Annotated in this window: 10 protein-coding genes and 2 pseudogenes; 3 read left to right on the top strand and 9 right to left on the bottom strand. The window is 63.0% G+C overall.

What is annotated here, in order from left to right; all coding sequences use genetic code 11:
- Positions 1-50: 50 nt before the first annotated feature.
- Both FND50_RS28330 and FND50_RS28325 read right to left on the bottom strand, forming a co-directional pair.
- Positions 51-1,483 (bottom strand): annotated as a pseudogene (locus FND50_RS28330) (IS1380 family transposase).
- 121 nt (positions 1,484-1,604) lie between these two features.
- Complete coding sequence (locus FND50_RS28325; RefSeq protein ID WP_144287901.1) at positions 1,605-2,474, bottom strand: 1,4-dihydroxy-2-naphthoate polyprenyltransferase; 870 nt, start codon at positions 2,472-2,474, stop codon at positions 1,605-1,607.
- Between the two features lie 860 nt (positions 2,475-3,334).
- Between FND50_RS28325 and FND50_RS28315 the strand changes: the two genes are divergently transcribed.
- Positions 3,335-3,943, top strand: a complete 609-nt coding sequence (locus FND50_RS28315; protein ID WP_144289182.1) for a TetR/AcrR family transcriptional regulator — start codon at positions 3,335-3,337, stop codon at positions 3,941-3,943.
- Between the two features lie 223 nt (positions 3,944-4,166).
- Here the strand turns inward: FND50_RS28315 and FND50_RS28310 are convergent, their stop codons facing one another.
- The 6 genes from FND50_RS28310 to FND50_RS28285 form a co-directional block, all read right to left on the bottom strand.
- Positions 4,167-4,931, bottom strand: a complete 765-nt coding sequence (locus FND50_RS28310) for an SDR family NAD(P)-dependent oxidoreductase (RefSeq protein ID WP_144287900.1) — start codon at positions 4,929-4,931, stop codon at positions 4,167-4,169.
- Between the two features lie 45 nt (positions 4,932-4,976).
- A complete protein-coding gene (locus tag FND50_RS28305; RefSeq protein WP_144289181.1) occupies positions 4,977-6,677 on the bottom strand; it encodes an iron ABC transporter permease in 1,701 nt (566 codons plus the stop codon).
- Positions 6,677-7,846, bottom strand: coding sequence for an ABC transporter ATP-binding protein (locus FND50_RS28300; protein ID WP_144287899.1), 1,170 nt, complete (start codon positions 7,844-7,846; stop codon positions 6,677-6,679). The genes FND50_RS28305 and FND50_RS28300 overlap by 1 nt, the downstream gene beginning before the upstream one ends.
- 760 nt (positions 7,847-8,606) lie before the next feature.
- A complete protein-coding gene (locus FND50_RS28295) occupies positions 8,607-8,999 on the bottom strand; it encodes a DUF202 domain-containing protein (RefSeq protein ID WP_144287898.1) in 393 nt (130 codons plus the stop codon).
- The gene (locus tag FND50_RS28290) at positions 8,996-9,355 is read right to left on the bottom strand and encodes a YidH family protein (protein WP_144287897.1); all 360 of its coding nucleotides are present in this window, start codon (positions 9,353-9,355) and stop codon (positions 8,996-8,998) included. Before FND50_RS28290 ends, FND50_RS28295 begins: the two co-directional genes overlap by 4 nt.
- Complete coding sequence (locus FND50_RS28285; RefSeq protein ID WP_144287896.1) at positions 9,352-10,767, bottom strand: DUF1254 domain-containing protein; 1,416 nt, start codon at positions 10,765-10,767, stop codon at positions 9,352-9,354. Before FND50_RS28285 ends, FND50_RS28290 begins: the two co-directional genes overlap by 4 nt.
- Before the next feature lie 258 nt (positions 10,768-11,025).
- Here FND50_RS28285 and FND50_RS28280 point away from each other — a divergent pair, with 258 nt between their 5' ends.
- Positions 11,026-12,165, top strand: a complete 1,140-nt coding sequence (locus FND50_RS28280) for a DUF1214 domain-containing protein (RefSeq protein WP_186301165.1) — start codon at positions 11,026-11,028, stop codon at positions 12,163-12,165.
- Between the two features lie 1,330 nt (positions 12,166-13,495).
- Here FND50_RS28280 and FND50_RS28270 read toward each other — a convergent pair.
- Complete coding sequence (locus FND50_RS28270) at positions 13,496-14,524, bottom strand: ABC transporter substrate-binding protein (protein WP_144289180.1); 1,029 nt, start codon at positions 14,522-14,524, stop codon at positions 13,496-13,498.
- A gap of 211 nt (positions 14,525-14,735) precedes the next feature.
- Here FND50_RS28270 and FND50_RS28265 point away from each other — a divergent pair.
- Positions 14,736-15,409, top strand: a pseudogene (locus FND50_RS28265) (acetyl-coenzyme A synthetase); the annotation flags it as partial.
- Between the last annotated feature and the right edge of the window lie 24 nt (positions 15,410-15,433).

The following is a 15,433-nucleotide window of genomic DNA, read 5'->3' as shown; positions in this document are numbered from 1 at the left end:
GGTTGTTCCACTGGGTCTTTCGCGTCGAGGCTGGGCAGGTGGGGTGGCTGTTAGGCGATGATCGGCTGCGTGCGACCGAAGGTGTTGTCGAACAGAGTTATCCATGCTGTTTCCCAGGGCCAGTGGGTTGGTAGGTGCAGCGTCAGGCGTCGGGCGGAGGAGGCGATGCGTGCGGGGACCGAGACGAGGGTGCGCCGGATGGTGCCGGTGGTCGCCTTCGTCAGCTTGGGATCGCCGGTGAGGGTGGCGGCGGCGCGGGTGAGGTTGAAGGCCATCACCGCGGCGACGAGCCAGGCGGCGTTCGCCTGAAACGAGTTCGACGGGAGATGCGCGAGGGCGGAGTTCTTCAGGTCCGCGTGGACCTGCTCGATGACGGCATGCCCGCGGTGGGTTTTGTCGGCGGCTACGGTGTCGAGGTCGGTGGGGTCGGTTGTGGTGAAGAAGGCGTGGAACCGCCAGATGTCGAACAACGTGCCCTGGCCCTGGTCCTTGGGTGGTCGCAGGTCGGGGATGCGGCGTACGACCAGCCGCCCGGGGATCTGGTGGGCCTTCTTTGGGAGGCGAACGCGGTGAACGGTACCTCGGCGACCTCCGCCCGCGAGATCCAGGTATCGGTGTCCTCGTCGTAGACGGCGTCGGTGTACTCGATCGGCGTCCACGCGGACTCGTCCACGTCGATGGAGGCGATCGCCCGTTTGATGGTGGAGGTCAGGCGCACCGTGACCGAGACGTCCGCGCCCGCGCGGATCGCGGCACCGACGGTGGGATGGCCGTAGAACGCCGAATCGCACCGCATCAGGACTTTCGGCGCCCCATCTCCACCCGCCCCGCCGGCCTGGGAACGCAGCCGGTCGACGGTGGTCAGGGCGTCGGCGACCATGCGGGCCGCGCCACGTGCGGAGCCGCAGGCTCCTCGGCGTAGGCGTTGGGTGAGGATCACCGGCGCAGCGGTCTGCGTGGTGACAGTGGCGAGCAGTGCGTTCAGCCCGCGCACCCCGGAGTAGCCGTACCCGGACCCTTGCTTGCCGTGGCCGTGGACCTCGATGATCGTGTCGTCGATATCGACCAGCACTCGCCCGGCGTCGATCCCGGCCACCACCGGTGTCCGGTCGGCAAGGCCGATCAGCACGCGGGATGCCACGGCATCGAGCTGGCGGACGTGCCCGAACGTGAACTCCCTCAGAAACGAGCCCAACGTCGACGGGGCATAGGGGCGGTCGAAGACGGTCCCCATCGCCCCGTGCCGCAGGATGCCCAGGTCGGCGATGCTGTCGGCGCCCGCGACCATCCCGCCGACCAGGGACCCGATCTTGCGGCCGGCGTTGGCGCCTTTGTCGGTCGGCACGCTCAGGTGCTCGTCGGCGAGGGTGAGCAGGCCGCTGGCCTGCGCCAACGCAATCACCGGGACCAGCCCCGCGGTCGCCACGAGATTGGGGTCGTCGAACCTGGCCGCAGCGACGGGTCGGGTGTGAGATAATTCCATCTACGAGATGCCCTTCGGTGTGGCTGAATCTGACCCTAGAGAAGTCTTATTCTTCCACTACGACAGGGTATTTCGACGTTATGACACTCTCAGGCGCTCATTCGAATCGGTGCATCGAGGCTCAGGCGACCGAGAGAGCCACGGCGGTGGCGGCGCCCCAGATCAGCATCGCCAGCCCCGAATCCCGAAGCGCCGGAATCAGTGCGAGGCCCAGGCCTCCGGAGCGGACCGGCGCGTTCGCCCGGACCGCTAGTGGCAGCGCGAGCAGTCCGACGAGCGACCAGGGGGTGCGCAGCACCAGGACCAACGTCACGACGAACGGGACCGTCAGCGTGACGAGATGCAGGATTCGGGTACGCGAGTCGCCGAGCCGGACGGCGAGCGTGCGCTTGCCGGACTCGGTGTCGGTGGGAATGTCCCGCAGATTGTTGGCGACGAGAACCGCGCTCGAGAACGAACCGACGGCGATCGCGGACACGAGACCGGCGCAGTCCACCGTCTCGGCCTGCACGTACTGGGTGCCCAGCACGGCGACGAGACCGAAGAACACGAAGACGGCGACCTCGCCGAAGCCGCTGTACCCGTAGGGCTTCTTGCCGCCGGTGTAGAACCAGGCGCCCACGATGCACAGGGCGCCGATCAGCACGAGCCACCACGCGGTGGTGGCGGCAAGGACCAGACCCGCCACCGCGGCGACGGCGAAGCAGGCGATGGCCGCAGCCTTCACCGCCGACGGTTTCACCAGCTTGGACCCGACGAGCCGCAGCGGGCCCACCCGCTCGTCGTCGGTGCCGCGGATCCCGTCCGAGTAGTCGTTGGCGAAATTGACGCCCACGATCAACGCGAGAGAGACCACCAGTGCCAGTACTGCCTTCCACCACACCGCGCCGCCGAGCGACGCCGCGGCGCCGGTGCCCACGAGCACCGGGGCGATCGCGTTCGGGAGGGTGCGCGGACGAGCGCCTTCGATCCATTGAGCAGCCGTTGCCATGCACCGATCTTTGCACCGTGCGAGAAGACGCCCGCACCCACGCCGTGCAATACCATCGAACGCGGTGGACCAGCACATGAGCGTGGACGAGAGAGTGGCACCGGCAAGCGCACCGATCCAGGTCGCCTTGTTGGGTGAGCCGCCGCACGCACCCAGACCGAGGCCAGCCGCGAACGGGTGGAGGAACTGCGCGCCGAGCTCGCCGATATCCGGGGGCGCACCACGAGCTGACGGTTATCGATCACAAACGTCCTGAATCCCAGTTTTGTGAAAGAAGTCGCCGGCACACCCGGGCGATCGAGAGGTAACCGCCCTCGCCGGTGATGTCACCGACCTGCAGTACTGCGACCAACTCGTCGCCGACGCCGACGCCAACGCGGTCGCCGACCGGGCCCTTACTCGTCCGGTGCCGGTGCCGGTGGTGGGGAAGCGGACCGGAGCTGATCGAGCGAGAGCGACACCGTGGTGTTCCGGACCCCACCGAGTCGCGACCGTGCCGCCGGAAGAGCCTCGAGGGCGGTTGACATGCCCAGCGCCCACGGCGCCGATCCTCGGTACCGAGAGGGATCAACGTGAAGTCTAGTGAGCCAACCACCACGTCGTCGGCGTCGTCGATGTCCACCGTCATGGTCAGTTCGGCGAACCAGTCCAGGCACGCGTCGAGATCACTGAGACCCCACGCTCCGGAAACGCACCCGCGGCGAAAACAGGGCGACGCTGCTGCGGCCTGCGCCTCGACCAGGTCCCGCTGTCATGGTCGCTTCACCGTAGTCGACGGACTCGACCCGACCTCAGTTCAGGTAGCCTTACCGGTACCGACCCGACAACAGATGGATGGGGATCCCGTGTCCGTAGAAGCCATGACGCTCCGCGATGGTCCGCGTTCCAAGCGCGGGCTCATCCTCACGGCCGCGATCGAACGCTTCGGGGAAGTGGGCGTCGAGCACACGAAGTGGGCGTCGGTCGCCGACGAGGTCGGCATCGTCCAGACGGCGCTCTACCACTACTTCGAGTCCAAGGCGCACTGCCTGCTGACCATCATGCGCCTGGAGTTGGCGGAGTCGCTCGAACGCTTCACGGCCGCCATCGAGGGCGTCGACGACCCGGTGGAGGCGCTCGGTGCCGCCGGCACCAGCGCCCTGGAGGCGACACCCCGGGACGCTCTGCAGCGACGCATCCTCCACAGTCACATGGATCTGCTCGCCACCCCCCGGCACTCCGAGAAGGAAGAAGCCGAGCGGCAAACCTCACGTGCGCTGGCGAACTCGATCGAGGAGGCGTGGTCCCTCCTCATCGCGAAGGGGATAGGCGCCGGGATATTCGCCGACGCCGATCCACGGTTGATGGCACGTCTGGTCCTCGGGCTCCTCGTCAGCGTGTGGCGCTGGTACCGCCCCGGCGGCGACATGAGTCTCGACCAGCTCAACCAGTACGTTCGCGACGCCACTCTGCGCATCGTCGGCGCGTGACGCGCGGCGGTCGCAGGGCGGCTCTCGCGCGCCGTGGCGGTGCAACAGTCCCGCAGTCGCTGCTCCGATGCTGCGGGCGGCGCCCGTCACCAGGGCAGGCGTTCCGGTCAATCATGAGGTGCCACTGCTCATCTCGGACCCTCTCGGGCGCCGGGTTGCGGAACGTCACTGAATGAATCGCTTCTCCCAGCCCGCCTGATATTCGGTGAGCGGGCGTTGTTTCTCAGGCCGCTGTCCACCCGCCGTCGGCGTAGATCTCCGAACCGGTGACGAAGGTCGAGTCGTCACCGGCCAGGAAGGCGACCGCCGCCGCGATCTCTTCGACGCGTCCGAGCCGTCCCATTGGTGTGCCAGCCAGCATCTCACGATGCCGTTCGCTGCCTTCCCACCGCTCCAGGAGTTGCGGAGTGCCGATGAAGCCCGGGTGCAGCGAGTTGACTCGCACGCCGGACTTCGCCCAGTGCAGGGCGGCGTTCTTCGTCATGGTGCGGACGGCGCCCTTGGCGGCCGCGTAGGCGACGCTGTTGCCGATCCCGCCGACGGTCCCCAGGATTGAGCACATGTTGACGATGGAACCGCCCCCGCTCCGTTCGATCAGCGGTCCGGCGTGCTTCATCCCCAACCATGTTCCGGTTTGACCGACACCGATTACCCGGTCCCACGTCTGCATTGACTCGTTCTCCACCGTGGCGACGCTGCCGATCGCGGCGTTGTTGACCAGTGCGTGCAGGGCGCCGTACCGATCTTCGATTGCGCTGATCACCGTCGTCCACGACACTTCGCACGTGACGTCGAGGGAATGGGCGTCGTGACGATCGGGGACCGCCAGCGTCCGCACGGTCTCACGGCAGCGTGCCACGTCAAGATCAGTCACGACGACGCGCGCGTCTTCACCCGCGAGCCTGTGGGCGATCTCGACACCGAGGCCGCCGGTGCCGCCGGTCAGCAGAACCACCTTGTCACGGAGCCGGTCGGAAACGACAGCCATCTATTCTCCTTCGTTTCAACGCGGCTCTGGGGGCGACACTGCGAATTACAGGTTGCTCAGCACATTCCGCCCGCCCACGATCATGGCGATCACGACACCAATGCTGGTGACCGCCGTCATCAGCAGCGCCATCGCGGCCACGAGGGGATACGATCCGTTCTCCCACAGTTCGAACAGCAATGTGCCCATCACCTGTGTCGTCGCGGCGCGCACCAGCAGCGACGCGGCGAACTCGTGGGTCAGGAGGATGAACATCAACGACACGGCGCTGAGCACGGCCGGCCGCATCAGGGGCAGAATCACGCGGACGTTCGTGACGAAGGGGCTCGCCCCGCTCGTTGCCGACGCCTCGGCGTACGTTTCGCCGAGGGAGACCATCGCGGTCATGAGCATGCGCGTCGCGAACGGCACCATCAGCACGATGTAGACGAGCACGATCACCGCCTTCGTGCCGTACAGGATCAGCGGGGGTTCGGTGTAGGTCAGCAGGAAACCGACGCCGAAGATCACCGCCGGAATACCCAGTGGTAGAGCGGTGATGACGTCACCGATCACCGCCAGGACCCGATGCCGGCGACCACGCACGAGCAGCGTGGCAGTGAGAAAGCCGATCGGCACACAGATCGCGACCGCCACCAGTGAGGTGCCAATGCTGGTCCAGACAGCATCGACGATGCTCGCCGTCTCGAAGAGCGCCCGGAAGTTGTCCAGGGTGAACAGGTTCCACGTGAGAGTTTCCGACCAGTACGGCGACAGGGCCACGAGAACCAACCCGATCAGGGGTATCACAAGCGCGACGATCGCGTACACGGAGATCGAGACGGCGGCCCAGGCCGAGCGGCCGGTATTCGGGGCGAACGCTTTTCCGCCATGGGTGACGAAGCGCTTCTGATTGCCGAGAAGCATCTTCTGCGCGAGCACCACAACCACACCGAACAGCACGAGAGGTGATCCGGCTGCTGCTGCGGCCGCGAAGTCCGAAGGCGACTCCGACACCCTGCGGTACATCTCGGTCGTCAGTACCTTCACGCCGGCGTTCTGGCCGAGCAGGAGTGGTCCGGTGAACTGGCCCAGTCCGAGGAGCAGGGCGATTCCGCCGCCGTAGACCAGAGATGGTCGGAGCAGCGGAAGGACTACGCGGAAGAACACTCCCAGGGTCGAGGACCCGCTGATCTGCGCCGCTTCGAGATGTTCGGAGCTGATGTTCTGCATGCCGGCGCTGACGAAGAGGTAGACGAACGAGGTGAGGCCGAAACCGGTGAGGATGATGATCCAGGATGTGCTGTAGATGTCGACCGGACCGGATTCGAGATCGTTCCACCACGGGAGCATGCGGAGGAGGGCGTTGAGGTATCCGGGTCCTGGCGAGAGCAGGAACGCCCAGCCGACCACGTTGGCGACCGCAGGCATCACGACGGGGAGGATGGGGATGATGCGCAGGAAGCTCAGGCGGTGAGGCAGCCGGGTCGCGGCGAACGCGAGGATTGTGCCGAGCACCATCGCGATGACCAGCGATACCACGGCGAGGGACACGGTGGTGCGGATGGTTTGCACGATGTCGTACCGGCCGTACTGAGCCCGAAATCCGCGCCCACCATCCTCGAAGGCCAACGACTGGAGCCGGATGAGTGGAAGTACGACCAGATAGGCGAGAACCGCCATGAGCGCGCCGTAGCCGAGCCGTGTCCGCCACGCCGAACTCAGTGTGAGGGGACGCGCAGTGCGTGTCAGGGTCGCGGCGGTCATCATGCTTCCGCTCCGGCAGTGGTGTGGACGAGTTCGGGAACAGGCAGGTCATCGACCTTTCCGCCGGGGGAGGGGAACACCCGAAGCGCGCTCGGGGAGAAACTCACGGCAAGGGGCGCACCGGCGGCCGCAGTGCGCAGCCACGATCCGTGGTGAAACGCCTCGGCGCGCAGGTACAGCGGCTCGCCTCCCGCGGTGACGGTCACGTCGAAATAGCGCCCGCCGTACTCCGATGTCACGAGCTCCCCGGTGAATGCCACCCGTCCCCGTCCGATCTCGTCGACAGAACGGTGCAGTGTCAGATCGTCGGGCCGAAGCCGCGCAACCGCAGCGTCACCGCGGAGGTGGCGGCCGTCGACGATGGCTGTGTCGAGATCCACGGGTGCTCCCGAGCGCGTCATCCAGCCGTCGTGGCCACGCACCAGTTCGAGTCGGTTCGACATTCCGATGAAGGCGGCGACGTAGTCGGAGGCCGGTGTCTCGTACACCCGTTCGGGTGTGTCGTACTGCTCGATCTTGCCGGCCTTCATGATTGCGAGGCGGTCGCCGAGGGCGAACGCCTCCGCCTGGTCGTGCGTGACGAAAACCGCCGTGAATCCCAGCCGCTGGTGGAGCTGGTGAATCTGGGACCGCACCTGATCGCGCAGCCGGGCGTCGAGGTTGCTGAGGGGTTCGTCGAACAGCACGAGATCCGGTTGCGCGACCAGGCCGCGGGCAACGGCTACGCGCTGCTGTTGCCCGCCGCTGAGCTGGGACGGATACCGATCCAGTAGCGCCCCGCAGTCCACCATCTCGGCGGCGGCTTCGACCTGCCCGCTCGCGATGGCTTCCTTCATCCGCCGCACCTTCAGCGGATAGCGAATATTCTCGCGCACAGTCATGTTGGGCCACAACGCGTACGACTGGAAAACCATGCCGATATTGCGTTTGTACGCCGGCACGTGGACGCGACTAGAGGCGTCGAAGACGGTGCGGTCCTTGAAGGTGATCGACCCGCTCTCGGGGGTCTCTAGTCCCGCTATACACCGGAGGGTAGTGGTCTTGCCGCACCCACTGGGCCCGAGGAGGACGAGGAATTCACCGTCCTCGATGTCGAGGTTGAGCTCGTCGACAATGGTATTGGACCCGAAGATCTTGGTCAGATTCGAAACCCGAAAATGCGATGTCACCTGGCACCTGCTTGGTAGGAATGGCTGTTCGGAAAGGGCATTCGACTTTCAGAGTGAGAGCTCTGGAACGCGGACAGCGGATCATCGGTGCGCCCCACCCGGTCGCGGCCACGCGTCCCGGTTCCTCGACTGCCTGATACGGCTAAACCAGTTGTGAAGGGGCTACCCCGAAGAGCGGCTTCCTTCCTTCCGTTGCAATGACGCCAGTCGAGCGACTTCGGGATCGTCGCTCCGGATGCGGGGATCCAAGAGGGAGTGATCGCTCGCCTCGAACGTGAAGGGCGAAATCGCGTGAGCGGATGCTCGCGCAGTACCCCATCGAGCAAAGGGGCGAACCCTTCCAGAGGGAACGCCTCACCTCTACGCAATCACACACATGCAACATAGCGCTCCATAACCTGAACTGATATCAGTTTAACCGTAGTGGCGCCGTAGCGTGGTGTCAATCACTTGTGGAGTAAAACCGACTCAGTTCGCTCTCTGGCGGATCGCCTGAATAGGGGTCACCTCAGCCAGATGTCGTCGAATCCGTCGGCCGGCGCGATGGCGATGTTCGACAGGGAGCGGGAGCAGGGCCGACGCCGCATGTCGAGCTGCACCGCCAGGTCCTCCTGGCTGACCTGTCCTAGCTACTCGATGTATTCCGCGCTGAAGAAGGCGTGGTCGGAACCTGTGAATCGGTTCTGGTCATGCAGGATCTGATCGAAATCGAAGTCATGTCGCCGCGTTTTCCGAACGATCCCCCGCATCGCGCTCAAGCTCAGTGCCGGATGCTCATACTGAAAACCATTACAAATCCGGTGGTTCCGAGTGTTAGCGCCGCAAGCGCAACGAGAAACGCAAGCGTTCCGCTCGAGACCAGGATGATTCTCCCGTTCCTCAACCCTCTCCAGCGGTCGCTGCGGGGCAGGCTTCGTGCGCTCGTAAGAAGGAGGATTGCGATCGCCAGAACCGCGAGGAACCCCCCCAGAATGTCGAGCCACGTGTTCGCCATTTCCTTGGCGAGCCGAAGATCTGCCAGCGCGAAGACGAGGAATGAGCCTGATGTGCGTCTCCAGGCGAGGGCGGTTCGCTCGGGCTGTAGTCCGCCATCAGCGAACAGATTTTGCAGGTGGTCTCGCGATATGTGTTGGCCTGGCGACATCGCGATCATGGCAAGAGCATGGCCAGTGCGACAAGGAGGCCCGAAATGAGGGCCGCGACACCCATCGGCAGCGCCACTCGCGTCGACGGCAACGGTCTGCCCTCCCTCAAGCTTTGCTCGGTGGAAAACCAGCCAACCCATGCCTGGACCGTGGCGACGATGCCGGTACTCACCAGAACTATGGCGGCGGCAAACCGGAATGCTCGATGATCACCGTCGTTCAGTGCCTCGATCGCAACCCCTGCCGCAACGAACGCAAGCGACGTTCGAATCCAAGCGAGAAATGTTCGTTCGTTTGCCAAACTGAACCGTGCGTCGGGTTCTGTGCCTTTTCTGTAGACCGCCGAAGGAAATCTTCGAATCATGGAAGGGTGCCATCCGGTGCAACCGGATCTTCGACTCGATGAATCGGCGGTGGCGTCCATTCACCGGTCAGCGCAGCCTCTTCCGGGACATACATCCGGATCACCAGAAAGAATTCTCCTGCCGGACAGGGCAACCAGTTGACCATCGTTGGTGAGCGGACAGTGCTGATGTCGACCGTCAGCGAGCCTTGATCGTATCGAAGTTCCGCAGTGGAACTCGCCACGGAATGACGACCTTCGGGGGCATCGTACAGCGCCCCCGTCCGCGCCACGTAGAGGGTCACACTCCAGAACGCCCTGCTCGGGGGCGTCGGGTCGAAGCGAATCCGGTAGTTAGCGTTGGCTCCATCGAGCGGGACCTGCTCCGCGTCGACATAGGTGTTGTACGACGTGTTCTCTTCGACCACATTTGCGCCGAGTCCAACAAAATTCATGATTGCGCGCGCAAGATAGTTCGTCCCGTGCGCGCCCTTGTCTCGAACCCGTGTCCAGCCACTGTCCGTCTTCTTGCCCAGCAAGGGCCGCGATTTGTCGAGAATCTCCATCGCATCAGAAAAGCCCCTACTGGCGCCCCGCGTACTGAACTCGTCGAGCCGGTCGGGTGCGAATGGGACCTCTACTCCTACTTGCAGAGCACCGAACTGCCTCACATACGCGCTCTCATGTGAAGGCACTCCGTTGACGCGCAGCACCGTATCGAACGCCGCGAGAAACTTTTCCCAGGACTCCTCGACCTCCGCTGAGGTCACTACGGGCCAATCATGCCGGAAGTCGTTTGACCCCAGTGGTCTGATCTGCACGTGGTCCTGTAGCGCTCGCACCTTCTCCAGATCGGAATCGCCAAAGACCTGAATTCGCAGCAACACCCACATGATTGGGGTAGAAACTCGAAACACGCGCACGTCCGATGGGACCGTTCCGTCCCAATCGGGCAGAACGATGAGAAACCTCGCTGGACCATTCGGGTAGGTTCTGGAACTGATGTTACTTGCGTTGCTATGAGCATCGAGGAAGTTGAACGTGTAGTAGCGATCCCCGAACTGTGGTAGCTCCAGCTCGACCGGGCCCGCGGTGAGGTCGAGCCACGCGTTCGAGTACAACGTATCGACATTGGGGACACGGAACTGCTGATAGTTCGCGTCAGCCATGAGTCGGGCATGGTCAAACTGATTTACGGCCCACCTGTCGCCCGGCGACGCCGGCGCGCACTGCGCGGACATGACCGCGTATTGATAGACGCCGGGAAGGCCGTACAGGACCGCCTGTTGCATCGCCGCACGCACGTAACATTCGCGAGCCTCGGGAACGTTCGGTAGCACATCCATCGAGTCGGATCCGTGAAGTTGCGTGACCGCCGACACGTCATAGCTGCGGAGCGCCACTAGGCGGTCCTGGTCTGCAAGATCCATCATGCGTCCATGATACAGTTAACCTGAGTTCAGTTCAATTTGTTTGCCTTCGACCGTATCCGACTGTCCGGCAGGGAAGGGGAGAGAGTGACTTCGAGCCGGGGCACGGCGGACGAGCGGTCCCTGAGGAGCGCTGCGCAAGAGCTCCAAATCTGGGGGTATCCGTTGATATTCGCACAGAGAATGCGCTTTCGGTTCACACTGCCGCTATCTCCTGACGCACCGCGTCTTCCGACGTCGGCTGGCGCGGCTCTGAACTCCATGGGTCACCAGGCGCAGCTGTCCGACCATCGCCTGACGGTGGGAGTCGCGCCGAATGTAGACACTCTCTACTCGCTGGCGTGGCTCGATCTCGACGCGGGCGACTTTTACCTGGAAACTCCGGACTTCGGTCCGCGATACTACAGCTTCCAGATTTGTGAGTCGGACACCAGGACAGCGGCTGTGTTTGGTCAGCGAACCGAGGGTGCCCACGCACCGGCTGTTCACATCCGGCGAGCTGGTGGTGGCGAAAGGTCAGCACCCGGCTACACGACGGTGACCTGCGACAGTCGCTACGTGATGATAGTCGGGCGAATATTGGTCGAGCCGACCGTCTCGGATGATACCGATCTGGTGCGCGAACTCCAGAACCAAATCATTCTCCGCGGGCCTGCATGTGACTCATGCACGACAGAAGCGGACTCACCGGATCTCGTAGTTCTTGACCGCAATGCTGAAATCTTCGACCCCACAGGATTCATCAAGTCGCTCGAGAATGTGCTCAAAGATATGAACCTCGACGATTTGCCCGGGGATATACGGCATGCCGTAGAACTGCTCGGGATGCATGGCACGCCCGTGTCACTGACCGAGGATGAAACGGCGGCAGTGAGTGCCGGACTGCGAGACGGGTTCAACATGATCGAACACCATGTGCGATCCCTCGGAAGGGTCGCGAATGGGTGGGCCATCAACGACAATGGCTCAGAATTCGGCTCGGACTATCTGCTCCGTGCCACGGTCGCTCACGCGCAAATATTCGTCAATCCCTCAACCGAAGCCATCTATCCGGTGTGCGAGTTGGACTCCGAAGGCGAGGAACTCGATGGAAGGTCGAACCGCTACCAACTAGTTTTCGACCGCGACAATCTACCGCCGGCAGACGCGTTCTGGTCGGTCACGATGTACCACAAGCACGGCCTCCTGGTGGATAATGCTTTAGGCCGGTATGCAATTGGGGATCGCACGACCTCGATCAAGCACGGCGGTGGGTCGACTGTGATCCGTATTCAAAGTAGCGAACCCGACGAGGGACCCGACAATTGGTTACCGGCGCCCCCCGGCCCGTTTCGGCTGATGCTGCGACTCTACTCACCAAGGGAAGGTCGCTGGGTCCCGCCCGCCGTCACCCGCTTATAACGTCGCCTACCAGGCCGATTGGGCCTACTCGATGTGCAGAATGTGGGCTACGGGGCGGTATCCAGCGATCCGCGACCAGTACACAACAGTTGCGGCCGGGCCGGCGCTCCGGGCGCTCCGGGCGATCCGGGGCGCCGACAGTGAGGGTTGATCAACGCACTCGTGACGCTGACGCGACCAAACGGATTGCGCGGCCGGGCGGGTCGACAACCACCACATGAAATGCACTCAAAGTGTTCGCGGTGCAGCCGAACAATTATGCCACCAGAATGGGGCGTAGGCCAGCCAAAGTCCGAGCTGCGCTTGACCGTGCTCGACGCGATTGACGTTGCTCGGCCGCGGGCACCCCGCGCCGCTCGATGTAGCAGGTCGTGGTTGATCGGGTCACGGTCGTCCGAGATGGAACAGCGCCGCTGCGGGCGAAGGGTGTCGTCCTACCAACTTTTGTCTGGCACGTTCTGCCATCTTCCGTCTGGCACCAGGGCACCAGGCGCCAGGCGTCAGGCGTCCCTCGTGCCGACGCAGCGATCCGAGAACCAACGCTTCGACTCCGCAGACCGGAGTCCGGCAACAAGCTCTTCCACCAGAGTGGCCGACCGGAACGGGTGACTTACAAGGAGATCCCGCAGTCAGGGTATGCGCTCGCCAACCTGCGTATCTCGTCTTGGATACAGTTCGACTCAGGGATGACCTGCCACAACCTCTCGATGAATCGACGTCTTGTCATCCCGAAATTGACAAGGATTTCCTCTTCGGTGGCGCCCCCGTAGGGGGCCCACACAGTGGCGAACTCGATGAGGCGCTCAGCTTCGATGTCTGGATGGCAACGTTCGCGGTTAACGCGGGCCCGAAGGGTGCGGCGCCTCTGTCGGAGTTTTCGATATTCCTGAGAGTTCATGGAAGCTCACACATCCAATAGTGACAGAGAAAGCCCTTCGGGCTGGCGAGTTTCTTCACCGTAGCGAAGGGTGGCGGGAAAAATCAACTACATTCGATTCTCTGCTATAAGACGCCATTTGGACCGAATTATGCGACTCATCGTCGGCCGCAATTAGACTTGAATCATCAGCGGTGTCTCAGCGTGGTCGGTGAACCAGCACTGACCAATCCTTACCCTGGATGACATCCCCGGGGGACGAATTACTCACCAGCTCCTGCGACAGCTAGGGCCGTGACCAACGTGACATTTGCCAGTCTTGGACCTCTTCGGTGCCGCGAGCCGGACGCGGTGCACTCCTTCGTCCCCCGGCGCCGCGTTAGCGAGAAGGAACAACTTCCAGAGTCAATCGAGAAGGGCTGCGCAGTAGCAACATTCCCGTGGTGATCTCCGCTACTGCTGGAACAGCTTCTCCCACTGGACTGATCCCTTCTCCACCGCCTCCGGTGTCAGCTTCGTGGCATCTGGGGTGTGGATATCGCCGGCGTAGGCGACTGCTCCGGGGATACTCGGGAGAGCGGTGGCATTACCAGTGGCTAACGCGGTTTGCCCTTCGGGAGTTGCGAGGAAGTTAGCGAGCACCTGTGCTGCGTTCGGGTGCGGCGCAACGGAGAGGACGTGACTGTAGAAAGGTGTACCCCATGGAACCTGCGGCAAGACCCAGTCTACCGGCGCGCCCACCGCCACCTCCCGTACCAGCGGCTGAACCGTCGGTGTAGCCACAATTTCACCGGAATTGAGGGCCTGTGAGATCCCCAACGCGCTTGGGTAAATACGTGGATGTAGGGCGGCTAGTTTTTCGAGATAGTCCGAACCATAGGTTTTAGCGTAGAAGTCGTAAAGGTCGATGTACGATGCAATTCCAACGGGATTGACGATTCCGATTCGGCCTTCGAGTTCCGGCTTCAATAGGTCGGTAGGAGTCTTGAATCCGTCTGGATATGCGTCCGTATTCCATCCCATTCCAAATGTTGCCGCAGTAGTGAGAAAGAATCGGTTATTCTTGATGTTGGTTTGCGGTCGATAATCGGGGTTGTCGAACGCAGGTCCTACCAAGTCCGTCGAGAATTGTCCGGATACAGCGGCATTGTTGATCCATGCGGCGTCTGTCAGCGTATTCACGTCTGCAACGGCCTGGCCGGTTCGGTTCTCTACTTCGACTCGGGGAATCATATCCTTGTCTGTCCCTCGGACGAACTCAAGATCGATTTCTGGATACGCCTTACTCCAGGCCTCTTTGAGCGCCTCGAGGTTTGCCGGGTGCTGACTTGAATAGAGCTGAACCGCCCCTTCCTTCTTTGCCGCAGCCACGACATCGTCCCAACTGCCTTGAACGGGACCTGTAGAGGAGTCGGTCTGGCCGCATGCAACTCCTGCGAACGCGACGGCAGTGATTACCGTCAACATCCCAAAAGACCTCATGATGGTTTTCACAAACTCGTTTTCCTTTCGGGGCCCCCGAATTCACGCCCTACGCGTGGCCCGACTCGACGAGAGGGGCATAACTGAACTGATCTCAGTTTGAGAGTAGGGCATGCGGGAATGTGATGTCAATTACTTTCCAGGGCCACAGCCAGGGCTCCGGCCCCCTCAAGTCGCCCGATTTGCCGTCCGATGCAAGGCGAAGACCGCAATAGCCACGTTGTCAGGAATACGTGAGAGCACTGGATATCCACGCTCAACCGCAGTCGGTTTCGGCGCACAGATCGTCGACGACAACGCACAACCGGTGGCCACCGGTGAGCAGGGCTACCTCGTTCTCGACCAACCCTGGCCGGCCATGCTGCGCGGAATCTGGAAAGACGACGACCGCTTCCGCGAAACCTACTGGTCCCGGTTCGCCGAACAGGGCTGGTACTTCGCCGGCGACGGCGCCCGCTACGACGAGGACGGCGCCCTGTGGATCCTCGGCCGCGTCGACGACGTCATGAACGTCTCCGGCCACCGCATCTCCACCTCCGAGGTCGAATCCACCCTCGCCGAGCACCCCGCAGTCGCCGAATCCGCCGTCATCGGCGCCGCCGACGCCACCACCAGCCAAGGCATCGTCGCGTTCGTCATCCTGCGGGAAGGCACCCCCAACACCGGGAAAGAGGAACTACGCGAACAGGTCGCGACCGAAATCTCCCCCAATTGCCAAACCCCGCCAGATCACCATCGTCGCCGAACTGCCCAAGACCCCGCTCCGGGAAGATCATGCGACGCCTACTCCAGGACATCGCCGAAGGACGCGAACTCGGCGACACCTCCACCCTCGTCGACCCCGCCGTCTTCGACGCCATCCGAGAACGACAACGACAAGCCTGATCACAGCGTTAGGTTCCGACGCGG

The organism is Rhodococcus sp. WB9 (assembly GCF_007558985.1).
Lineage (GTDB): Bacteria > Actinomycetota > Actinomycetes > Mycobacteriales > Mycobacteriaceae > Rhodococcus_F > Rhodococcus_F opacus.
Note: the sequence above shows the minus strand (reverse complement) of the source record. Positions and strands in the feature narration are given on the sequence as shown.